Genomic DNA, 21,822 nt, shown 5'->3' with positions numbered 1-21,822 from the left:
TTTACTTCCATCCCCATTTTTGAAACACTTGATGAGATTCTTCCGTTTTAAGATAAGCAATGAATTGTTTTGCCTTTTTCTTGTTTCCACTCTTACTTGTTATGCTTACCGGGGTCCCTCTATAGAGCTTGTCTTCCTCAGGGAGTTGAACCAGGTCCGTCACATCCGCCAGACGGTAATGCCAGGATTCATATGTAATCCAGGCGTCCAATTTTGAATTTGCCTTCCATAAATTAATAGCTTCTGCACTGGACTTCACTGAAATGTCAATATTCCTGCTAATTCCAGGAATCAATCCTTTTCTTCCAGCTAAATCTTCCCATAGCCCCAGTTGCCCGGCTCCATTAACATCCACAATCTTTATGCCCTTCTTCGTTAAATCCTCCAATGACTGGATATTCTTTGGGTTTCCTTTTCTAACCAGAATTCCAGCTGACCGTGCGTACAATTCTGTACGGTTTTTTCCAACAAGGACCTCCGGATGATCATGCATGAATTCTGTTAGCATATACTCGGACCCCCCGTAAATGATATCCGCATCCTGTTTGGCTTGATCAATCCATTTTTCTTCGGGTCCCGCTGTTACTTCAACTTTTATCCCCGTTTCTTGGGTGAATCGTTCCGCCACTTCCTTGATAGGCCCAAAAGGTCCTCCTGGTCCATATACTTTTACGACATCGTTGACAGCTTGCCCCCGATTCGAACCCATTTCCGGTGAAAATCCTAACAGTACTAGCATCAATGATATCCACCCGACAAAAATGACCTTTTTCAAGTCTTTCTTCTCTCCCTTCCAAAAAGCCTTTGTACTATAGATAACGGGACAAACTTCCAAACGGTTTGAAAAAAATATTGTTAATTTTTTTAAACTTTTTCAAAGTACATCTGATGATTTCCAGTTTTCAACCCGCAGCAAAAAAACCATTCGGAAACGGAATGGTTGCAGACTGTAGACAAACTCCATAATAATTGAGACTTTCTACATTTTATAAGTTTTTAAATTTGGCCGTTGATTGGAACGTAGGGCCCTCGGCGCCATTGCGTCTGCGGGTTCTCCCATGGAAGCGCTCTTCTAAGCAGGGGTCTCATACCTTTCAATCAACTTTGTTTTAACATTAAGATAGAGCTCCTTTTAAATTAAATATCAAAAAATCGGCAGAAAAGCTTAGCTTGATTTGCTTCCCTTTCTCTGTCTAATTCTTTTACTGATCATAGCAATCACCAACAATAACAGAGGAATAATCGTTTGCATCAAAATTCCATGAAAAGGGAAGGCGACGATATCATATCGACTGACATCCATGGAGCTGGGATACGACCAAAAGCTGAATTCTACAATCAAAATCCCTATCGGCCATACAACAGGACGATAGTCGGAGAGATTCAGCCACTGCGCTGTACCCAAAGCAGCCGCATAATAAAACACGGAAATTTTCACAAACGCTCCTACTATCCATACGGCCATGATGGCGGACTCCAGATGTTCAAAAAAGTCGGCCAAACTGATGTACCGAGATACATTCATCACGGGATAATTCTTTGTTGATGTTGTTGACCCGAGTATAAAAAGAACCATAAGATTCACCACAATTAACGTAATCATCACGGCAAAAACAGACATCATCCCGGATTTCATCCCTTTTTTCATATCGGTTAAAAAAGGGAGGAGAAAAATCATCAGAAAAAACTCGCTGAACCAGCCACCCGGTACAATCGAGCCCTTGATTGGAGGCATAATTCCATTCCCCAATATCGGGAATATATTCTTAAATTCAAGATCTGGGCCCAGGAGGACGATTAAAATTAGGATTGGAAAGATAAAAACGGGAACCAACAATTGGGCAGCTCTCCCCATCACCTCTATCCCTCCGCGTACGATAAAGGCACAAAGGAGTACCATCAACGCCATGATCACGCTAATCGGGGTTTTGACCAGAAAAGAGTCGACAATGAATTCTCCGTAACTTCTTAGGATCTGCCCTGTGATCGGGATATAAAAAAACAAGAATAAAAAACCGAGAATTTTCCCCGGAATCCGACCAATTATCTGTTCACTGAATTGGATAACCGTTTGTTTGGGATAAAGTTTGTGAAGTTTATAAGTGATATACACCGTCGCATACCCGATGAGGGACGCCAAAATGGGGGAAAGCCATAAATCAGTTTTAGCATATTTCGCTGTGATGCTTGGAACACCGAGAACAGCCGTTGCCACAATCGTTGGATACAACATGAATGCCATTTGTAAAGATGAAATTTTTCCTTTCTCCATCATCTTCCTCCCTTCCGTGATAGTATGAAAATTTGAAATCACAAAGCCCACTGATCGTTTTACTTTTTCATAAACTCTTCAATCGGCTTAAAAAAGAGTTTCAATCCATTCGGCTGGTTTCGGTTCCTTTACGATTTCTTTTCCTTACAACAGCAATCAACAACAATAACAGAGGAATAATCGTTTGCATCAACATTCCTTGTAACGGAAAGACGTTGATATCATTACGACTGACATCCACAGAGCTAGGCAGCGACCACAAACTGAATATGACAATCAAAATCCCTATCGGCCATACAACAGGTCGGTAGTCGGAGAGATTCAGCCACTGCGCTGTACCTAAAGCAGATACATAATAAAAAACGGAAATTTTCAAAAACGCCCCTACAATCCATACCGCCATGGCGACGGATTCCACATGTTCAAAAAAGTCGGCAAAACTGATGTATCGAGATGCATTCATCAAGGGGTAAAGCTTTGTGGATGTTGTTGACCCAAGTACAAAAAGAACCGTAAGATTCACCACAATTAACGTCATCATCACGGCAAACACAGTCATCATACCGGACTTCATCCCTTTTTTCATATCTACCAAAAAAGGAAGAAGAAAAATCATCAGGAAAAACTCGCTGAACCAGCCACCCGGTACAATCGAACCCTTGATAGGGGGCATTATACCATCCGCCAATACCGGGAATATATTCTTGAAGTCAAGATCAGGAATCAGTAAAATGATTAAGATAAAGATTGGAAAAATGAAAACAGGTACAAACAATTGGGCAGCCCGCCCCAACACTTCTATCCCCCCTCGTACGATGAACGCACATAGAAGCACCATCGATACCATGATCACACCAATCGGGGTACGTACCAGAAAAGAGCCCACAACAAATTCTGCGTAGCCTCTAACGATTAGCCCCGTGTTCTGGATATAAAAAAACAAGAGTAAAAAACCGAAAATTTTCCCCGGAATCCGACCAATGATCTTTTCAGTGAATTGGATCACCGTTTGTTTTGGATAAAGTTGGTGCAGTTTATAAGCGATATACACCGTCAGATATCCTATGAGCGCAGCAAAAATGGGGGACAGCCATAAATCAGTTTTGGCATATTTGGCTGTGATGCTGGGAACCCCGAGAATAGCCGTTGCCACAATCGCCGGATACAACATGAATGCCATCTGCAGAGATGAAATTTTCCCTTTCTCCATCTGCTTCCTCCTTTCTTAATAGAATGAAATTAATCCCGTAACACCCACTAATAGACTCACTTTTCCATAAACTCTCCAAATGGCCTGAAAAGAGTTTCCACCCATTGAGTTGGCCCTGACATCTGTGGGAGATTGAACATGGATAGAACCAAGCCAGTGAGGAGCAGTGTAAGAAATGCCACTTTATCTTTTTTAGGATTTTGTTTCATTTTCGGCCATTCATACAAAATGATTAAAGCTACGATCACGGTTGTACAAATAAAAGCCCCCCATCTCACTTGTCCTTCACCTCATTTTCAGACAACCCCGCCGGTTTGTTTATATAGCCCTGTCTCCGAATATGGGCCGCAACATCGACTTCCACTTCCATTTCCGCGAATATCTCATCCCAGTGGTTATCTACCTTATTAAACTGTTTAGGATATTTCCGATAGAAATCTTTACCCAATCCTAAAATGTCCGATTTCTTATGCTGAATATGCAGAAAAGCCATCCTAATGCGATTTTCTATATCTGTTTGATATGCTCGTTCTGCTGCTTTTAGAGACTTAGGATTTGAAAGGTTTAAATTCGTTCCATTTTGTATAACAGCCCCATCCGTACTTATTTTCACCAATAATTTCCATTTATCATTGATGATTTGCGGAATGATCTTGACTTTGGCTGACACTGGACTTAAAGATATCTTCCCTTTCACCCCTTTGGGTTGGAAGGTCACGGTGTATGATTCCACTTCATCCCTTAACCACAATAGCCCTCTAGTTTCCTTTTCAGTCATTGTTCCAGTCATTTTATCTTTTTTGAACACGGCTGTCCCGACAATGTAAGGAATTCCCTGTAATTTCGTTTGCCCTTTCCCCGGCGGCAATATTTTAACGATTGGAATTGCGGCCGCCTGAGGCCTACCGGTTAACATTTCATCTAAATCCTGCAGTGTGACCAGCATCCCGATATGTAAATCAGATAGTTCTCTAAGCACTTCCCCTGAATAGTTTTCCAGGGGTGGCAAAGATTCAAGGATAGGCTTTGCATCCCCTTTGCTGACATACACATTTGCTTTCTCTCTTGGCTGAGGATGGCGCAGCAAAAAATCCAGCTGCTCTTGGATTCCTTCCTTCGCTAGCTTTTCACCGAATACAAAAACTTTACAATGTCCCCAAAATACTTTTCGCGGAAGCTTGCTTTGAAGCTTAGACAATGCATCTGAAATATTGGCGCCTTTTTCATTTCTCACCATTGTCGTAACCCCACCTCCCCCTTGACTGCTCCCTCCTTGACCGCCTCCACTGCTTATTGAACTTGGAATAAAGACTTGGACGGATAGTTCGATTTGATTATTACCCTTCTTATCGATGGCGGCTGCTGTGACAATCGCCAAATCAGTGATTTCTATTCGATCCCAACAACCGCTTAGAAAAGGGGTCGTTCCACAAATAACGAGCAAAAGAAGGACGTTTTTCATGAAATGACGCGTCTTTCCTTTCTCCAATATGCTTTTTCGCCTCCAGCCATTATTCACTCCGTTTCACTCCCCCTTTTTGGATTTGGACTCTGTGCCGGGGCTTGACGGTATACATTAGAATCCCCTGTGAGACGCGGGCGTGTATCCATCCTCCACCAAGGAGCTCTCCACAGCACATCTTTCAGCTCTTTACCTTTTAACGGCGCCAGTGGCGCTAAGTATGGAACGCCAAAGGACCGTAAGCTGCATAAGTGAATGACTATGGCGATGATTCCCATCATGATGCCAAGCAGTCCTAAGGTACCGGCAAGCAGCATCATTGGGAAACGCAGCATCCGGAAAGCAATTCCGGCAATATAGCGAGGCATCATAAAAGAAGCGATTCCCGTAATTGCAACCACAATGACCATTGGGGCTGAAACCAATCCCGCTTGTACGGAAGCTTGACCAATAACTAGCGCTCCAACAATGCTGACAGCGGAACCTACCTGCTTCGGCAATCGAACCCCTGCCTCTCTTAGTGCTTCAAACGTAATTTCCATAGCCAATGCCTCTACAATTGCAGGAAAAGGGACCGATTCCCGGGATGCTGCTACGCTTAACAGGAGTGCGGTTGGGACCGCCTCATGATGGAATGTCAAAATAGCAACATAAAGTGATGGAAGCAAAAGGGATAATCCCATAAAAAAATATCGTAACCAACGGATAAAAGTGCCTGCCCAAAAACGTTGAGCATAATCCTCTTGTGATTGAATCAAAGAAAAGAAGGTTATTGGTGCAATTAATGTAAAAGGGGTTCCTTCAACAAGAATGACAGCTCGTCCCTCCAGCAAGCTGGCACAGGCTACATCCGGCCGTTCTGTCGACATGATCTGAGGGAAAGGTGAAAACGGATTGTCCTCGATCATTTCCTCGATGTACTCGCTTTCTAAAATTCCGTCTATTTTAATTCGTTCCAACCGAGTTGTAATCTCTTCAATCAGTGTTTTATCCGCAAGGCCATCAATATAAGCAATTGAAACATTCGTCCTGGTAAGAGTTCCAATCTTCATTGATTGTATTTTAAGGGCAGGACTTTTAATAATACGTCGCAATTGGGACGTATTTACTTCCAGAGATTCAATAAATCCCTCTCGTGACCCCCTAACTCCCCCCTCTGCCACAGGTTCTTCAATCGCCCGCTTTTCCCATTTGGACAATCCTAGAGAAAATCCACCGCTTCCCCCTTCATATAGAAGGATTGGGTTTCCAGAGGAAATCGATTCAATGCAATCCGCCAACATATTCACTTTTACCACTTTAGGAACGGGCATTTTATGTTCAATAAACTCATTTAATGGTTGTGGTTCTTTTGATGACTCCTGCATGAGTGGAGATAGCACATATTGCTCAATCGCCTCGATGTCTGAGAGTCCCGCAATGTAAATGAGCATCGCCCGCGTCTTTCCGAAAAGTAAGAACGAGCGGAACATGACATCCGAGCAATTATCATAAACAGAACGAAGTGTTTCTACATTTTGATTGAAATTCACATCAAGTGAATCTGAAGGCTTTGAATCCAGGTAATCATTTTGCATCAGGGATTTTTTTTCTTTCTTTTTTCTTAACAATTTGCCCACATTACGAATCAAGCTGAATCCCCCCATTTTTTTGCAGGTCGCTCTAACTCCATTTTTCTATGTTTCTTCATTAAGGGTATTTTATACAGAAAATCCTGTTTCCGACATGAACTAATTTTCATGGAAAAGCCATGTCATAAGTTGATTTTGAATAAACCGTAAACTCTTGTGATATCCTGTTTGTAATTAATAACTAAGGGGTATATCAAAAACCGAGGCTATTGTCGAAAATACTGTCTCTGGCGAAGTATTGTTTTTTGAATAAGCTACACAGGACCATAAAGTAGGGGTTACTTTTTTAAAGAAAGGATATTGTTTTAAATACCTTTTTTATATTGCATGGGCAATCAGACTAAAACATTAGAAGATAAGGGAGATTCTATGTCATTCTTAATCACATTGCTCGGATTATTGGTGTCCACAATAATCGCTACAATATTAAATGCTATATGGCCTCGTATCCCACTTCCGATATATCAAATATCCATGGGAGCAGTGTTCTCACTATTACCATTTCAATTATCATTTGATTTTCATTCAGAATTATTTATGATCTGTGTCATTGCTCCGCTGCTTTTTACAGAAGGAAAAAATACGTCTCGTAAAGAAATGCTTGAATTGCGTAAGCCTATTCTGTTATTGGCCTTTGGGTTAGTATTTGTGACGGTTTTTGCAGGAGGCTTTTTCATCCACTGGTTAATACCTGATATGCCGATGGCTGTGGCTTTTGCTTTAGCCGCAACAATTACTCCTACGGATGCGGTAGCGGTACAATCGATTACAAAAGGATTGAAATTGCCTGGAAACATGATGTCCATCCTTGAGGGTGAATCACTTTTCAATGATGCTGCCGGAATCGTCGCTTTTAAAGTTGCCCTGGCAGCTGCCTTAACTGGAGTGTTTTCTATAAAAGATGCATCGCTTAATTTTATATTTGTAGCTTTAGGCGGCATATTTATAGGGATCCTATTGGGCTATTTAATCGTTAAATTACGATTATTTTTACGGGTTCATGGACTTGAAGAAATCCCAATGTCTATTGTCATTGAACTAATTACGCCTTTTGCCATCTATATGGAAGCTGAAGAATTCCATGTTTCCGGAATCTTGGCAGTGGTTGCTGCAGGTGTCATTCATGGCATCGAGCGGGATCGCCTTCAGAGTTCCACGACTAAATTGCAAATTGTATCAACTAATACATGGTCTGTATTAGGTTATGTCTTGAATGGACTTGTATTTGCTTTGTTAGGATTTATGTTGCCGAGTGTTTATCAGGAAATTGAGTCCAACTTAAATAGGGGCATTCTTTTTGGGATAAGTGTCTTGATCGTTCTTTTATTATTGGTGATCCGTTTTATATGGGTATACATCCTGCATGATACTTTTACGAAAAACAGAGTGAATCCATTAGAGCAATTCATTATGTCCAGGGTTCATCCAGAAGATAGCAATGACACCGATGAGGAGAATGTTTCAAGATCCCGATTTGCATTTTTGACATCCGTTTGCGGCATTCATGGAACCATTACATTGGCTACAGCTTTATCCATACCATATTTCATGCGGGATGACACTTTATTCCCGATGCGTAATACAGTCTTGTTTATCGCAGCTTGCGTTATATTGTTAAGCGTCACCTTGGCTACGGTTCTCTTGCCATTACTGGTAAAGACACCGAGTGAATTCAAAGATGAGCGTCTAACCTCTGAGGAGGCTTATAAAATTGTTTTAAATAAAACGATCAATCAACTGAGCAAAGAAGCAACCATCGAGAATCAGAAAGCGGTCCATCAAGTTATGGAAGATTTAAATGAACAACTGATAGATTTGGAACGGGGAATAACGAATCGACCGGATGATCGGACAATACGCGAATTAGTGGAGCTAGGAGCCAATAAGGAATTGGAAATCGTTTCTGGATTAGTCGAAAAAGGGACTATATCTGAAACAGCCTTTGAACTATATAAAGTGTATCTTTCAAGAACCTCGAATTATATGCAAAAATCCTCCATGAAAAGGGCTTGGATCAATTTGCAGGCTATTCTTTTCAAGAAAAAGATCAATGTCAAATGGGATAAGAAATGGGAAGCGAAATTAGAGGACTCCATCGTTAAAAATGCGGACCTGATCAGGGAGTTTCGTAAAGCACAAAAAGAAGCTTCAAAGGAAGCCATTTTATTGATCAAACAACAAACTGCACCTGAAAACCGCCATGAGGTCATGCTTGTCATCCAAAGATATAATCGTTATTTGAATCCGTTCGGAACATTAAGTGAAAAAGAAGCAAAACGCTTTGAAGAGATGGTAAGTCAATTTCAATTGAATGCGATGCAAATCGAACGTGATATCATTGCGCAAATGGTTGAAGATGAGCAAATATCCATACAAACAGCAACTGAGATTAGACAAAACTTAATCTACGATGAAATGATAATGATACAAAATTGATAAAATATTAAGAGACTCCGATGCAACAGGAAGCGGTGTCTCTTTATTTACATTCCAAGGCAAGGATGAATACCTCAGGAAAAATAAAATGAAATAACTGTAGATCGAGCAGGTATAAGGGCTTTCATCGAAGTTCCAGAGGATTCATGGCATCTGTTCCCATTATTCTTTATGGCCCTCACAATGGAGTTAAATCACCGTTTTGCAGCTTTTACAATTGAACCTAAATCAGTTCATAAAAGTATCATGAAGCTGGCAGGTCAATACAACGAACTCTTCTTTGAATTCAAGATGCATCGTAATGACAATGAAAAAAAGCATGTTCGTTTCTGTGTTTCACGAGTATTCGCTCCAAATTCACGAGTAAAAGCATCAAATTCACGAGTAAAAGCATCAAACTCACGAGTATTCGCTCCAAACTCGCCTGTAAAAGCACCAAACTAACGAGTAATTGTCCCAAACTCACCAAAAAAGCACCAGGAAGTTCCCTTTCCAGTTCATATAACCTTTCTTTCATTTCGAAAATCCCTGTTTCGTCCGCACCATTATCGAATCTTGCTCAGTGAACAAACAGATGATTTCTTCTGCCCGGAAAAACATGCTGCATTTCTCCTTTTCTGCCGACAAAATACGGTCTTTTCCTCTCCTTCAAGCGTTCCATCAAGTCCTACACTTCCTCATTCCATTCACGATTGCGGATAAGCACCTCTATCGCCTTGATCTCCTCATCTATCTCTACGTTTATTTTCATCCATGCAACCTCCCTTTGCTTATAATGTAAGTATATTAATATCTTAATATTTGGCTTGTAATTTCCAGCTACATGCCCCTTTATTACGATAACATGCTTGAAATGGATACTCAGATACACTAAATAACCGTCCAAATAATTGGACGGCCCTTTGATAGTACATCTAATTCCGGATTCGATGCGTTTACATTAATAAAGATCACTCTTTGCTTTTAAAAGTACTTGGCATCACCACAGCGATTACCTCTCCACGGGCGCAAAGTTTATCGAGTGCAAATACCTCTGTTTCGATTCTCCATTTCTTAGGGTGAATTTCATGAATCGTCCCAACGGCCATTAATGGCACATCATTTGGGGTTGGCTTTACGAACTCCACATTCAGTGACGCAGTCACGAACCTGGGTGGTTCCACTCCATCTCCAACTTCATGACCGTTTTTACGGTGTAAAGCCAATGCAGCGGAACCTGTTCCGTGACAATCAATTAAAGAGGCAATCAAGCCGCCATAAACAAATCCTGGAATTGCAATATGCTCTGGACGTGGTGTATAGATAGTCCTTGTTTGCTCGTCTTGCCAACCTGTTCGAAAATGATGACCATCTTTGTTCAAGCGACCGCATCCATAACACCATGCAAATGCATCTGGATAATCATCTTGAATCGCTTTTAGCACATTCTCCTCCATCATCTCTCCCCCTTTTTCAGAATATTATAACACCATTAATGAATAAGGGGTCTATTAGGATACATGCTGAAAGGGTAGTTTTTTTAAATTCCATGATTCTTTATTGAGCTTACTACCAAGTTTTAATTTTCATAGAATAATAACCTGATGCAGCTTTAATCGAAAACACACATAAAAAGTTTGCAAGAATCCCTGCTCCTTTTACTCGATATAATTGACAAAGGCCCCTGTAGCCAGAAGCATTCAGGAGCTTTCCTTTGACTGATATAGAGTTAAGAAGTGTCTACCATTCTATTGCAGGCTTACCTTCTTATTAAAAGTTAAGCCTTTTTCTTAAATCCCAATACTTGAATGTCATTTTACCCATTTTCGACTTTGAAAGTGAATCATATTTACGTCCAAGTGCTTGATTTTGTTTTTCTAGCTTAGTAATTTGTTTAAGTTGAACTGTGTTCAGTTTTTTTAATTGCTTTACTTCTTTAGCTAATTCCTTATTTTTCCCTTTCATATCATATTTTTCTTTATCAACAACTGCCCGTTCTTTGATTGAAATCTCCACATCTTTTGGTTTTAGCTTTGGATTGCCAAAGGTTTCAAATCCTATCGTTTTTAGATAAGGGACGTTATTTTGAAAATTTCGTTCAAAGTTTCCATACCTTTTATTGATGTGGAGAAATGTATAACATCCAGCTTTTTCTGCTGAAATGATTTGACCATACCCAGACAGTTTAAACAGTTTTTCGACTCGTTTTATTTCTTCAGGTATGTTTTTGACAATATAAGTGAAAACTTCGTCAACATTAAACTCCGCAGGCAATATTTTCACTTTTTTTAATGATGTATGCCTAATCAGTTCATCAAAGTCATCTTCATCAATATAAAACTTATTCGCACTTTCATTCACATAATCGGTAATGCGCTTGCTCCATAATGGTCCTTGCAGTTTTTTTATTGCTTCCGAAAATAAAAACTGCCTGCTAACTTGATACATTCGTTGGGCCGCAAACTCATATATATCCTTATTACATAATGCTAATTTGACAGCGTCTCGGAAACCCTTCTCTGTAACAGCATATAACGGGTAATCTTCGCCAAAAAGCTTCATATGCATTTTGGTTGGATTCATTATTACAGCCTTCCTTAAAATCCCATACTCCAATAGCTTTGTAGACAGTTCCAGACTGCTGTCCATTTCCTCACTTCTCCAGGTTATCCCAATATCACTATTCACGATTAATTGTTGGGCATTCTCCCTTGTCAAAGCACCGTACCATGTAAGCCCATCCGTATTTTTAAGGAGGTATGCCGCCTCTTCCTTAAACTGAGAATCATCTTTAACCCATTTGAATTTATCCCCCGCCACATCAAGTGATAGATTCGGGATCTCACGTTTTAATTCTTTAAAAGCAGTAATAATGGGAATGGTCTTCCAATCCGGGTCGAATTTCCCTGTATATACAAGCTTGTTTTTTAACCGGGTCTGCCCTTCCGCTGATTCAACGTTTGGTATCATCGGGGTAAGCAGGGAAACTTTGTTTTTTTCTTTATTCAAATTAAGAATTTCGATGACAAATTCGCACATCTCTTCTGTTTGACATAAGAAATACGCACACTGATCATATATATTTTTGATGCTCTCGAATTTCTCTTCATTAACATCCTGACCTATGTGAGTCAATCCTGTAGCATAAACTAATGTATTCTTTATGATCTGCTTATGCTTTGCGATTTTTTCAACAGTCTCAATGCTTCTGACAAATAGCCAATCATATTCCTTTTGACTCCAATAATGAGAAATGAGCATTTCAGCTATATCGAAATCAATGACACCTTTTTTTACCCATTCATCACCGGCGGCATTAAAAAAAGGATCTACAAAAGGATTGAGAATGGTTATATTATCAAATTTCTCTAGTGGCTGAATTAAGATATCACGTTTGACCGGACTAGCTAAAAGTAAGTCAACTTCGATGTTGGAATCTAACGCAATGGTCGATGCTAAGGAAGATAAAAATACTGCAGATCCATCCATTGAATTCATGTCTATAAAGCCAAATAGAAGTACCTTCATTTTTCTGTTTTCAACTAGTTCATGTGAATTCAAAGTTTTCACTCCAATGACTGAAATCTGATATGAATTTTTATTTCTTTATTTGTTCTTTAATAGATGATTTAAGCGCAAGATATTTTAATGTGAATTTCCCTGCATACGTAACGTTGAATTTATGTTCTAACAACTTAAGTCTTCGTATTTCTTTGTTAAGCTTAATATTTTCCATTTGGGCCATCTTACTTTTTTCTAATTCTTCTCGCAGCCTATTATTTTCTTTTGTAACTTTCTCAATGGTTTTTTGTTTTTCCATGCCGTTGCTCTCTATGAGCTCCAATGTCATGGACATCATGTCTTTCATTTGTAATTCGAGTTCCTCATACATCGTTTTCCAATATTCGTTTCGCTCGTCCATATTGAAAAAACTCCCCTCCATTAACCTTTGATGATCTCCAATTCTCTTTTTATAACAACATCTACAGCGCATTTTTCCCGAATCGACTGAGAAGCTCGTTTTGACACTCTTAAAAATACGTCCGAGTTATAATATAAGCGCTCTATTGCATCGGCAATATCGGTAGGAGACTCAGGTTTTGTTAGAAGGCCAGAAACGTCATGTTTAACGAATTCCGGGATTGCCGTAATATCTGTTGAAATCGGCACTAGTCCGCTCGACATTGCCTCACACATGGAAACCCCTTGAGAATCCAAACGGGTCGGGCAAAGGAAAATTCCATACTTCTTATGTAATGCAGCGATTTTCTCCTGAGAAAGGAAACCTTTATGAATCGTTACATTCTCAAAATCCCGGATTGGCTCAACGGTTTGGTCGAACAATTTTCCATCGCCATAAAATGCAAATTCCAACTTATCGAAGTATGGTCTCTTCGATAGTTCCAGCACTGCTTTCACCGATAGGTCATTGGCGTATTTTCGTGAAGCGTATGGCCTGATTGAAAGGACTTTTGTCCGCATTTCAGCTGGCTTTTCAATAAAGGTAAACAGATTGTCATCTATGACATTAGGAATGATTATTGAATTTTTCGATTCTGCTCTTGCATCACATTCCGCTATATGCTCTTTGAACCATTTGGATATATGAACAAAGGTTGTATCCAATTCAGTCGTTTGATAAAACCAATTCATAAAAGAAAGCTGTGATACATAATAATCGTCCGACATTTCAAGTATCTTCCTCAAGCTTTCAGGGCTTTCAAGAAAATTAAACCATCTTCTATGCCATGCCTCCGTTTCAAATCCATGTATCCAGGTGATAATCGGTAAATCCGTGTTCGTTTCTTTTATCGCTTGCACCATTTTTGGATTAACAAAATGAATGAGCGCTTTTTTATGTATTTTATGATTTAAGAAAATGCGCAAATGCTGTTCAGTTCCTCGATAAACAGGCACATCTTCATACGTATACTTTTCCGCTTTTTTATAGGCAGGATGCAAAACAAAGACATCCACCTTCAAACCCTCATCCAGATAAGCCTTGACTCTTCGGTGGATAAACCCATTCCGATATAACTGATCTTCATGTGGATAAGCATTCGTAATGATCACATATCTATCTTTTTCACTAAATGTAAGCTCATATAGATTTATAGATTCCTCCATTTTTGTTCACTCCTACTGTTCAGTCATCTTCAATCAGCCTGCTACTTATCTGTAAATGAAGGATTTTTAAAAGACCCTTTTCCAACCACTTTTAAAACCGTCAATCGATTATAACAAACATGTATTACTGAATATTGACATCAATGTGAGAATTCTGTAAATAAAAGTAAAGTTTTCATGAACTTTTATATGTTTTTGTAAGGCTGTTTTCACATACTTTGTTGCTATTTACCAGGTAGTGGGTAGTGGTTGATTTCCCCTCAAGATGCTCGCTTTCCTTGGTGCGGGCGGTGAGCCTCCTCGGCGTAAACGCCTGTGGGGTCTCACCTCTCCCGCTTCTCCCGCAGGAGTCTCGCACTTCCGCTCCAATCAACCTTAAATAGTTTCGTTTAAAAACAACAATCTTTACGAAAAGAGCCTTTTGTAAAGTTTCAGTATGTATAAACAAGCAAAATAAAGAAGGACGATCCAGATACCGGAATCGCCCTCTTATATATTTCCCAAAAGCTTAGACTTGATTATTTTTATATCCATAATGGGGTTATTGGTTTAGTTACCAGTCTGTTGATTTTTCTCTACCTTCCAGAATTATTCAAGCATGTTTTTGTAAGAATAGAATAGAATCGAAAAAAGACCAATTTGCTGAAGAGAGTGATATAGATGGAAGTAATTACCTTTAAAGCATGTGCAATCACTAATGAAATCGATTTGAACAAAATCGCCATTCATTGCGGCATCCCCAAAAAATTCACCTGGGAAGAGCCTTTAATTCTTAAAGGCGATATTCTACGTTCCATCCTTTATAAAAATGTGGACGAATCGCAGCAGGTGCTGGTTTTTTCCTTTGGCAGCATCGTCTTCATCAATTACTCACATGAGGATGAGATCAAGGCATTTTCCTCCTTTATCCAATCATTCGAGCCCGACATTGATCTCGTCAATGTAGATAGATATACGGATGATTACAGCCTTCACTTCAGTGAAACTGAAAACATCAATTTGACAGACGAATATGTAGTTGTTCCTAAATATGAATTTTTCTACCCTGAATTAATTTCCACCATTCTCGCAAAATCGGTGGCACTTGAAAAGACGGAGGAGCAACTAGGAAAAATCCACGACAAGCTTGAAGCCATGATTGACCGACTGGAAAAAGGCAAGCTCAGAATCGGTAACAAGGAACTAGCGAGGACTACGGCAAAAATCGTACGTCACGAGTACAATACCCTGGCATATATCATGATTCTGGATAAACCTGATATTACATGGACAAGCAGCATTGCCGGCGAATTTTATGATAGAATGCTTGAATTTTTTGAATTGAATGATCGGTACAAAATCCTGAAAAGTAAAACCGAAATTTTATATAACATCATGGATGGATTTTCTAACATCAGCCATTCAATCAGGGGACTATTCGTTGAATGGATCATTGTAATTCTCATTGTCTTTGAGATTCTTCTGACGATTTTAGAAATTATAGGATGGATTCCATGAATTCTTAATCATATCGTTTGGAATATATTCAAAAAAAATAAGCATCGTTTTGATGCTTATTTTTGCGTTTAACCACTTCATCATATTTAAGCTGACTGTATACTGTCGTTTAATTACATGCTTTTCCTATCGGGACAAAGCATTCCAGAAGTTAGCTAAATTCCCCTTAATCCAAAGCAAAGTGGAAAATGAATTCCTCCCCTTCTTCCCCGTTAAATCTGTATCCTTTATCAATGAATCCAACTTTCTTATACAAATTTATCGCTGGGATATTCGAATGATGCACCGTTAGAATAATCTCATCTTTATCTGGATGACTTAGTTTGATCATATCAGGAAGCACTTTTAACGCCTTAAAAGCTAGGCCTTTTTTTTGATGGCGCAAATCCAAGGAGAATGATTTAAGAAGGATCGCATTCTCATTATTTGTATATTGATTTCCCGCTTTATCCGTATATAAGGCAAAACAACCAATCAAATCCTCATCTAAATAAATGACCATGGGGAGATTATATTTATCCTTCCTGAAGTCTTCGATAACTTTTAAAGGTATAGAAGTATAGATTGCTTGTTCTATAGGTAAACAATAATTGCTCAGCGCCTCAAGGTCACTTTCCATAAAAGGTCTAATAATTAATCCAGCCATCATACTTGCACCCCATTTTCATATTTCAGATAAAGCCATATTAACAGAAACTAATGTTTTACACTCCAAGTAAAGTAATTTTCAAGAAAATTCATTCACACAAAAAAGGAATGGTTTTGTTTACCATTCCTTCAGACTGTGGATAAGCTCAATGAAAATCAAGTTTACCTGCATTTTTTATTTGAATGGTTCTGTTGATTTCAGAAACCCGCTCCCTTTCCTCCGACTGTCTGCCAAGCCTCCTCGGCGCAAGCGTCTCCGGGGTCTCCGGCTAGCCAGTTATTGGGCTGGAATGTCGCAAATCTCTTTAATCCAATGAGAATTACAGGAAAAAAACACCAATGAAAATCTAATCTTGTTTTAATTTCATGGTTCGGGGTGGGACCAATTCGAACACCCTTTTGTCAATAAATTGATGGAATAGCCAAACTGTAAACGAATTGAAAAAAAGAGCCAGTTTCCCTACAATATTACTTTTATAAAATTCCAGTTGATTGGAACGGAAGGTATGAGACTCCTGTGGGAAAAGCGTGGCCAGGGAGACCCCGCAGGCGAGCGCCGAGTAGGCTCCCGGACCGCCCGCGGAAAGCGAGTGCCTAGAGTGGAAATCATTACACATACCCCTTTCCTACTTTCTGCCAAGCCTCCTAGTCAGAAGAAGGAGTTTCCAATCCTTTTTTCTTCTGTTTTTGAACTCATGATGTTAAATCATTTAGGCGCTGATAATTCGCTTTCGGTTACCCATTTATGGTTCTTCACTTTTTCTCCTCCCGTAGTCGGTGTGAAATCGACCATATAAACAGTCGTTTTTTCGGCAGATTCAACTTCAGCGACTGCCCCGTTCATCCCTTCCATATGAGAAGCATTTACTGTGACCTCCGCTCCGGGTTCATACGCCACTTCACCTGCATCTTTGATTTCTTCGTGAATGATCCATTTATGATTTTCCACTTTTTTTCCGCCAGTTGCAGGCGTATACGAAATTGCATAAGCAGTCGTATCAAAGGCACCCACTATTGTTGCTTCCGCCCCTTTCATGCTTTCCATATGACCTGATTCGATAATCGCTTGACTTCCAACTTCATAGGTTGGATTTTCTGCCGGTTTTAATCCCTCCGGAACATCATCCGAGCTAGAATGGTTCATGTCCATTTCACTATGTTCCTTTACTTCTTTCTCTTCTTTGTTTTTATCATCGCTGTTGGAACATGCTCCAAGGACTAAAAACAGGGCTGCAAATAATGATAAGATGATAGGCAATTTTGTTCTTATTTTCATATTGAATAAAACCTCCTTTATGATTACATCCATCTTACCAATTAAATATGCAGAAAATATGGAGTACACTCGTGACTGAATGTAACCTGATGGCGATCATATTAAAGGTCTGGATAAAAGTGAACAGCATGCCATCGAGCGTGGTTTAACGAGGAAAAAGAATGGTTTAGTGATAGAGAGGGTATTTGAGGTATTCATTCCTGCCGGATCGTGCTTGGAAATAAAGCAAGAAGGACTTGGTCAAAAGTCCTTCCTCTGTCTAGTCTTCCAAAGTTGATTGTTCGATTTTTTGCATGATATGTGAAAGGTTCAGGGAGGCATGTTTTTTATAATCCCTGCCTATGGATTTGAATAACCCTTTCGCTATACCTATTAACATGATTTTCGTATGTCCATCAGAAATAATGGACTTATTAGGGAAACTTGATTCAGCATGTGCACCGCCAATTTTATTAGCTGTTTCCTTAATAAAATCAATGACTTTAATTTCCTGGGTTTTTCCTTCGATGTCGATTTTATAGATAATTTGATTTCTCCAAAGCTTTAGCTCAATCCTTTGTTTAGTATAATCGAAGAGTTCTTCCGTAATATGATCATGATCATTGCTCATTTGATTGGAGTCTTTAATGGGATACAATTTCGGGTTAGGATTGATTTTCTTTATTAAGGATTGGTCAATTGTGACCTTTTCCCGCTTTATGCGCGTATTTTTCGTTTCACATAGAATCAGCCTTAACTGTCCGGCAATTATATTATTGAATTCATGTAATCCAAAGAATTCAACAAGCATTACACTATATTCCAAAATGGTGATGGCTTCATCGAATTTTCGTTTAGCAGCTGCATTCGATCTAGTAAAAACCAATCGGTTCTTCTTCTCCATATCCTTCTCACCCCACTGAATTCGAATGTATTGAATAAATAGTAAAACATCCATAATGGATGTTTCAGACTGTAGACAAATTCGTAGTAAGACAGTTTGCCTACAGTTTTCAAGTGTTCTCAGAAATTCGCTACTTTTCCGCCATAAAGCATTCAGCGGGTTCTCTACCGGCCAACTATTCAGCAGGAGTGTCGCAAATTAATATAGTAATAGTTTTCTAAGTCTGGCATATCCATGACATCCTATGGAAAGACCATTCTATAAAAAACTGACTAGAATGGACAATCTTTCGAAAAGGATGCCTTTGATATTCAGATTTTTTTATACTATCTATCGAAGTGCTGTTTCATTAACTCTTTAAATCGTGTTCCATCTATTTCTTCTTTCGTCACTTTTCCATTTTCCCACTGTGTAAAGGAAGTATCGGTTAAAGTGATGTTCCCGCTGTTTGTCAACCGGGTGATTAATGGATGTTTATTGAATGGCGATTGGGGATTTTCCCTGATGATCGTTTGGACCTCATTAAGTTCCGCTACATTTCCCACGGGTTGTGAAGAATCGAAAGCATAGCCTATTCTCCAATCGCGATCTTTATGTTTCAGTTTTAATTCAAGGATATGATCTCCGTGGTTAGTACTTTCTTTTTTTATCCTGAATTCTCCATTTCGGGAAACGACCGTTTGCCCGTTCAACGGAACTGGTTTTAATGGCAGATTCCCGCCAAAACCCGTATCGATCAAATAGGTTTGGCCCTCATGGTTCAATAGAATGGTGACATGTGTCCTTCCTATGGTCATCCACCCCTGATTATAGATGACACCACGAACCAAAGATACATCAAAGTCATTTTCCAACAGGAAAAAATAAAGGGCTGAATTCAATTCATAGCATAATCCCCCCTCATTCCTCAGGAGGACTTTGTTCATGATATTCGCTTTATTGATATCACTCAGATGGGATGCCATGATTGATAAGTTTTCAAAAGGAATGGTTTTCGCTGTCTTATCGAGAATTTCGTCTAATTTCTCAAATGTCAGTTTCACATCTTCCTGGAGCCCTATTCTTTTCCTGAATAATGCATTCAGTTCATTCATTAAGATTCCCCCCTTAGACAGATACCGGTGAAGCGTATCTTGACTTTGTATATATTCATTATACTTTGTCCATATTTCATCCTTCAATCAATCTGCCATCAGCTCCACCTTTTGCTTATCACCTGAAAAGAGGTCGCCCAATCTTGTCTTAATCCTGGGCAACCTCCCCCATTCATGCACCGAGGCAGTTTTTCTTTAATCATTCATTTACCTGTAAGATGATTTTACCTACATTCTTATTGGCTTCCATATGTTCATGCGCCCTTTGTACCTCTTCAAAAGGGAAGACATGGTCCACGATTGCCTTGATTTCATTTTTGAGGAACAACGGCATTGCCTTTTTAACGAATTCTTCCGTTAACTCTTTTTTATATTCATCACTCCGGGGAGTTAGTAGAGTGCCTTTTAATTGAACTCTTTTTAAGAGAAGTTCCATCAGGTTCACCTTCTCGACTACAGTTCCGCCTAGAATGCCTATCAGTACCCATCGTCCATCAGTTTTTATGCTTTTAAGGTTTTTCTCCCAGTAAGAAGCACCGATGAAATCCAGGATAACATCCACTCCTTGATTATTTGTAGCTTTCAGGATTTCCTCATCAAAAGCTTGTTCTTTATAGTTGATACAGATATCCGCTCCTAGTGAGTGACAGAAATCCAATTTTTCCTTTGAGCCGGCTGTAGTGATGATTTTCGCTTTTGTCAGTTTTTTTGCCAGTTGGATAGCTGCTGTGCCTACACCGCTTCCGCCAGCATGAATCAATACCGTTTCTTGATCCGTCAATTCACCTAACCAAAACAAGGTTTGGTACGCAGTCAAGAATACTTCAGGAATCGCTGCCGCTTCTTCAAATGACAGGTTATCCGGTATCTTCATTGCACGATCAGCCGGCATCAAAGCATATTGAGCATAACCGCCGCCGTTTACAAGGCCCATCACCCTCGTTCCCGATTGTATATTTGCTCCTTCCCCTGTTTCCACCACTTCCCCGGAAACTTCAATCCCCAATATTGGATTGGCCATATAACCGGATTTCCCTTCCCGGGAAACAATATCCGTTCTATTTATCGCAGACGCTTTAACCTTTATTAATATTTCCCCTTTACCGGGCACGGGCTTTGAAAAATCTTTAAATAGTAATTGTTCAGCACCACCCGGTTCTTTAAACACTACTGCTTTCATTTGCCCCACTCCTTACCATTAAATTAGTGACCATCCTTTTAAAATGGTTTGTCTTGAAGATGGAAACTATCCTACTCCAAAAAATATCCACAAGCAAATAATTAGGTTTTGGCAAACAAGGCAGAATAAAAAAAGTCGATGTCCCTTTCGGGGCCATCGAGCTTTTTTTGAAAAGTTTATATTATCTTTTATTAAGCGATTGACTTCTATCCAGGTCATGATGCAATTGTGCTGCCGGAACCTTAGGGTTAGGAATCTGTCCTTTTGCGACTGGTTCAGCTACATAAATAAAATCTCCCGTACCATCTGGGGCGCTTCCTGTTGCCCATAGGCCATCTGCCGATTCATTACCTTCCGATAAGTTCCAGAATTCGTACGCTTCCGGTTGAGATTCCATTTCCGCTTCCGGTGGGAATGATGCGGGAACAACCACGCCATTTTTTTCTTCAAGTTCTGCAATGGCCGCCATCCATTGATATTGGTGGTAACGATCACGGGCTAACATTTTACGGAAGGTAGCACGTACCCCTTCATCTTTTGTCATATGATATAAACGGGCCACTTGAAGGCGTCCTTGGCTTTCAGCATGCAGATTGGATCGCATGTCTGCTAATAAATTTCCGCTGGCTACGATATAAGATCCGTTCCAAGGCACCCCATTCGAGTTGGTTGGCAGTCCGCCAAGACCGCTTACGAGCAAATGCTGGGGATTGATACCACCCATGATCGCTGCTGTAGCAGGATCTTTTGCGGCTTCTGCTTGATCTTCCGGAGAAGCGCCATCAAGCAATTGACTAATGAGTGAACAAAGCATCTCTACATGTCCAATTTCCTCTGTACCGATATCCATCAGCATATCTTTGTATTTTTCTTCTCCACGGCAGTTAAATCCCTGAATAAGGTATTGCATCATGACAGTCATTTCCCCAAACTGTCCACCTAACACTTCCTGAATTTGACGGGCAAGCATCGGATCTGGTCGATCTACCTTAACTTCAAATTGCAATTCTTTTTGATGGCGAAACATATTAACTCCTCCTTTTTTTTATGATATACGGTTTTTTATTACCCGCCTGTACATGCTTAAAACCATAATTCAGTTATAATGAACAATAATTAGAAGAAAT

General features: G+C 39.7%; 19 protein-coding genes. 2 read left to right on the top strand and 17 right to left on the bottom strand.

Annotated features, from left to right (window positions below; translation table 11 throughout):
• Position 1: 1 nt before the first annotated feature.
• The 6 genes from AC2YHV_RS23100 to AC2YHV_RS23075 all read right to left on the bottom strand — a co-directional run bounded on the left by AC2YHV_RS23100 (position 2) and on the right by AC2YHV_RS23075 (position 6,521).
• Positions 2-775, bottom strand: coding sequence for an extracellular solute-binding protein (locus tag AC2YHV_RS23100; protein WP_487374254.1), 774 nt, complete (start codon positions 773-775; stop codon positions 2-4).
• Between the two features lie 390 nt (positions 776-1,165).
• Positions 1,166-2,272 carry a GerAB/ArcD/ProY family transporter gene (locus AC2YHV_RS23095; RefSeq protein WP_413010523.1) on the bottom strand — a complete coding sequence of 369 codons (1,107 nt, stop codon included), beginning with the start codon at positions 2,270-2,272 and terminating at the stop codon, positions 1,166-1,168.
• 100 nt (positions 2,273-2,372) lie between these two features.
• Positions 2,373-3,482, bottom strand: a complete 1,110-nt coding sequence (locus AC2YHV_RS23090; RefSeq protein WP_487374253.1) for a GerAB/ArcD/ProY family transporter — start codon at positions 3,480-3,482, stop codon at positions 2,373-2,375.
• A gap of 56 nt (positions 3,483-3,538) precedes the next feature.
• Positions 3,539-3,760 carry a hypothetical protein gene (locus AC2YHV_RS23085; protein ID WP_057275568.1) on the bottom strand — a complete coding sequence of 74 codons (222 nt, stop codon included), beginning with the start codon at positions 3,758-3,760 and terminating at the stop codon, positions 3,539-3,541.
• Positions 3,757-5,001 carry a Ger(x)C family spore germination protein gene (locus AC2YHV_RS23080; protein WP_487374252.1) on the bottom strand — a complete coding sequence of 415 codons (1,245 nt, stop codon included), beginning with the start codon at positions 4,999-5,001 and terminating at the stop codon, positions 3,757-3,759. The genes AC2YHV_RS23085 and AC2YHV_RS23080 overlap by 4 nt, the downstream gene beginning before the upstream one ends.
• Complete coding sequence (locus AC2YHV_RS23075; RefSeq protein ID WP_487374281.1) at positions 4,998-6,521, bottom strand: spore germination protein; 1,524 nt, start codon at positions 6,519-6,521, stop codon at positions 4,998-5,000. The genes AC2YHV_RS23080 and AC2YHV_RS23075 overlap by 4 nt, the downstream gene beginning before the upstream one ends.
• 423 nt (positions 6,522-6,944) lie before the next feature.
• Between AC2YHV_RS23075 and AC2YHV_RS23070 the strand changes: the two genes are divergently transcribed.
• Positions 6,945-9,011 (top strand): Na+/H+ antiporter, encoded by a 2,067-nt coding sequence (locus tag AC2YHV_RS23070; RefSeq protein WP_487374251.1) that lies wholly within the window; start codon positions 6,945-6,947, stop codon positions 9,009-9,011.
• Between the two features lie 286 nt (positions 9,012-9,297).
• Here AC2YHV_RS23070 and AC2YHV_RS23065 read toward each other — a convergent pair whose 3' ends face one another.
• The 5 genes from AC2YHV_RS23065 to AC2YHV_RS23045 all read right to left on the bottom strand — a co-directional run bounded on the left by AC2YHV_RS23065 (position 9,298) and on the right by AC2YHV_RS23045 (position 14,117).
• Positions 9,298-9,528, bottom strand: coding sequence for a hypothetical protein (locus AC2YHV_RS23065; RefSeq protein WP_487374250.1), 231 nt, complete (start codon positions 9,526-9,528; stop codon positions 9,298-9,300).
• A 433-nt stretch (positions 9,529-9,961) separates the two neighbouring features.
• Entirely contained in the window at positions 9,962-10,447 is a 486-nt protein-coding gene (locus tag AC2YHV_RS23060) for a PaaI family thioesterase (protein WP_377330781.1), read from the bottom strand.
• A 313-nt stretch (positions 10,448-10,760) separates the two neighbouring features.
• Positions 10,761-12,551, bottom strand: coding sequence for a glycosyltransferase family protein (locus AC2YHV_RS23055; protein WP_487374249.1), 1,791 nt, complete (start codon positions 12,549-12,551; stop codon positions 10,761-10,763).
• A 37-nt stretch (positions 12,552-12,588) separates the two neighbouring features.
• Positions 12,589-12,912: a hypothetical protein gene (locus AC2YHV_RS23050; RefSeq protein ID WP_134402175.1), complete on the bottom strand. Its 324-nt coding sequence runs from the start codon at positions 12,910-12,912 to the stop codon at positions 12,589-12,591.
• A 20-nt stretch (positions 12,913-12,932) separates the two neighbouring features.
• Positions 12,933-14,117: a glycosyltransferase family 4 protein gene (locus AC2YHV_RS23045; RefSeq protein ID WP_487374248.1), complete on the bottom strand. Its 1,185-nt coding sequence runs from the start codon at positions 14,115-14,117 to the stop codon at positions 12,933-12,935.
• A gap of 660 nt (positions 14,118-14,777) precedes the next feature.
• Here AC2YHV_RS23045 and AC2YHV_RS23040 point away from each other — a divergent pair.
• Positions 14,778-15,614: an RMD1 family protein gene (locus tag AC2YHV_RS23040; RefSeq protein WP_487374247.1), complete on the top strand. Its 837-nt coding sequence runs from the start codon at positions 14,778-14,780 to the stop codon at positions 15,612-15,614.
• A gap of 166 nt (positions 15,615-15,780) precedes the next feature.
• Here AC2YHV_RS23040 and AC2YHV_RS23035 read toward each other — a convergent pair whose 3' ends face one another.
• From AC2YHV_RS23035 to AC2YHV_RS23010, 6 genes are all read right to left on the bottom strand, one after another.
• Positions 15,781-16,263 carry a GNAT family N-acetyltransferase gene (locus tag AC2YHV_RS23035; protein WP_487374246.1) on the bottom strand — a complete coding sequence of 161 codons (483 nt, stop codon included), beginning with the start codon at positions 16,261-16,263 and terminating at the stop codon, positions 15,781-15,783.
• A gap of 705 nt (positions 16,264-16,968) precedes the next feature.
• Complete coding sequence (locus AC2YHV_RS23030) at positions 16,969-17,538, bottom strand: YdhK family protein (protein ID WP_487374245.1); 570 nt, start codon at positions 17,536-17,538, stop codon at positions 16,969-16,971.
• A gap of 259 nt (positions 17,539-17,797) precedes the next feature.
• On the bottom strand, positions 17,798-18,421 hold the full coding sequence (locus tag AC2YHV_RS23025; protein ID WP_400450818.1) for a hypothetical protein: 624 nt from the start codon (positions 18,419-18,421) through the stop codon (positions 17,798-17,800).
• Between the two features lie 326 nt (positions 18,422-18,747).
• Positions 18,748-19,515 carry an arylamine N-acetyltransferase family protein gene (locus AC2YHV_RS23020; RefSeq protein WP_187050480.1) on the bottom strand — a complete coding sequence of 256 codons (768 nt, stop codon included), beginning with the start codon at positions 19,513-19,515 and terminating at the stop codon, positions 18,748-18,750.
• 199 nt (positions 19,516-19,714) lie between these two features.
• A complete protein-coding gene (locus AC2YHV_RS23015) occupies positions 19,715-20,695 on the bottom strand; it encodes an NAD(P)H-quinone oxidoreductase (protein WP_487374244.1) in 981 nt (326 codons plus the stop codon).
• A gap of 181 nt (positions 20,696-20,876) precedes the next feature.
• Positions 20,877-21,722 carry a manganese catalase gene (locus AC2YHV_RS23010; RefSeq protein WP_487374243.1) on the bottom strand — a complete coding sequence of 282 codons (846 nt, stop codon included), beginning with the start codon at positions 21,720-21,722 and terminating at the stop codon, positions 20,877-20,879.
• Positions 21,723-21,822 lie beyond the last annotated feature (100 nt).

The sequence above is a fragment of the Peribacillus sp. SRI_006 genome, assembly GCF_057586375.1.
The sequence above is the reverse complement of the archived record's forward strand: the minus strand, read 5'-3'. Positions and strand labels throughout refer to the sequence as shown.

What these genes read in the sequence shown, in the direction of transcription:
- AC2YHV_RS23095 (WP_413010523.1), bottom strand. Translation starts at nt 2,272, where the DNA reads ATGGAGAAAGGAAAAATTTCATCTTTACAAATGGCATTCATGTTGTAT.
- AC2YHV_RS23090 (WP_487374253.1), bottom strand. Translation starts at nt 3,482, where the DNA reads ATGGAGAAAGGGAAAATTTCATCTCTGCAGATGGCATTCATGTTGTAT.
- AC2YHV_RS23075 (WP_487374281.1), bottom strand. Translation starts at nt 6,521, where the DNA reads ATGCAAAATGATTACCTGGATTCAAAGCCTTCAGATTCACTTGATGTG.
- AC2YHV_RS23070 (WP_487374251.1), top strand. Translation starts at nt 6,945, where the DNA reads ATGTCATTCTTAATCACATTGCTCGGATTATTGGTGTCCACAATAATC.
- AC2YHV_RS23065 (WP_487374250.1), bottom strand. Translation starts at nt 9,528, where the DNA reads ATGAAAGAAAGGTTATATGAACTGGAAAGGGAACTTCCTGGTGCTTTT.
- AC2YHV_RS23060 (WP_377330781.1), bottom strand. Translation starts at nt 10,447, where the DNA reads ATGGAGGAGAATGTGCTAAAAGCGATTCAAGATGATTATCCAGATGCA.
- AC2YHV_RS23050 (WP_134402175.1), bottom strand. Translation starts at nt 12,912, where the DNA reads ATGGACGAGCGAAACGAATATTGGAAAACGATGTATGAGGAACTCGAA.
- AC2YHV_RS23045 (WP_487374248.1), bottom strand. Translation starts at nt 14,117, where the DNA reads ATGGAGGAATCTATAAATCTATATGAGCTTACATTTAGTGAAAAAGAT.
- AC2YHV_RS23040 (WP_487374247.1), top strand. Translation starts at nt 14,778, where the DNA reads ATGGAAGTAATTACCTTTAAAGCATGTGCAATCACTAATGAAATCGAT.
- AC2YHV_RS23035 (WP_487374246.1), bottom strand. Translation starts at nt 16,263, where the DNA reads ATGATGGCTGGATTAATTATTAGACCTTTTATGGAAAGTGACCTTGAG.
- AC2YHV_RS23030 (WP_487374245.1), bottom strand. Translation starts at nt 17,538, where the DNA reads ATGAAAATAAGAACAAAATTGCCTATCATCTTATCATTATTTGCAGCC.
- AC2YHV_RS23025 (WP_400450818.1), bottom strand. Translation starts at nt 18,421, where the DNA reads ATGGAGAAGAAGAACCGATTGGTTTTTACTAGATCGAATGCAGCTGCT.
- AC2YHV_RS23020 (WP_187050480.1), bottom strand. Translation starts at nt 19,515, where the DNA reads ATGAATGAACTGAATGCATTATTCAGGAAAAGAATAGGGCTCCAGGAA.
- AC2YHV_RS23015 (WP_487374244.1), bottom strand. Translation starts at nt 20,695, where the DNA reads ATGAAAGCAGTAGTGTTTAAAGAACCGGGTGGTGCTGAACAATTACTA.
- AC2YHV_RS23010 (WP_487374243.1), bottom strand. Translation starts at nt 21,722, where the DNA reads ATGTTTCGCCATCAAAAAGAATTGCAATTTGAAGTTAAGGTAGATCGA.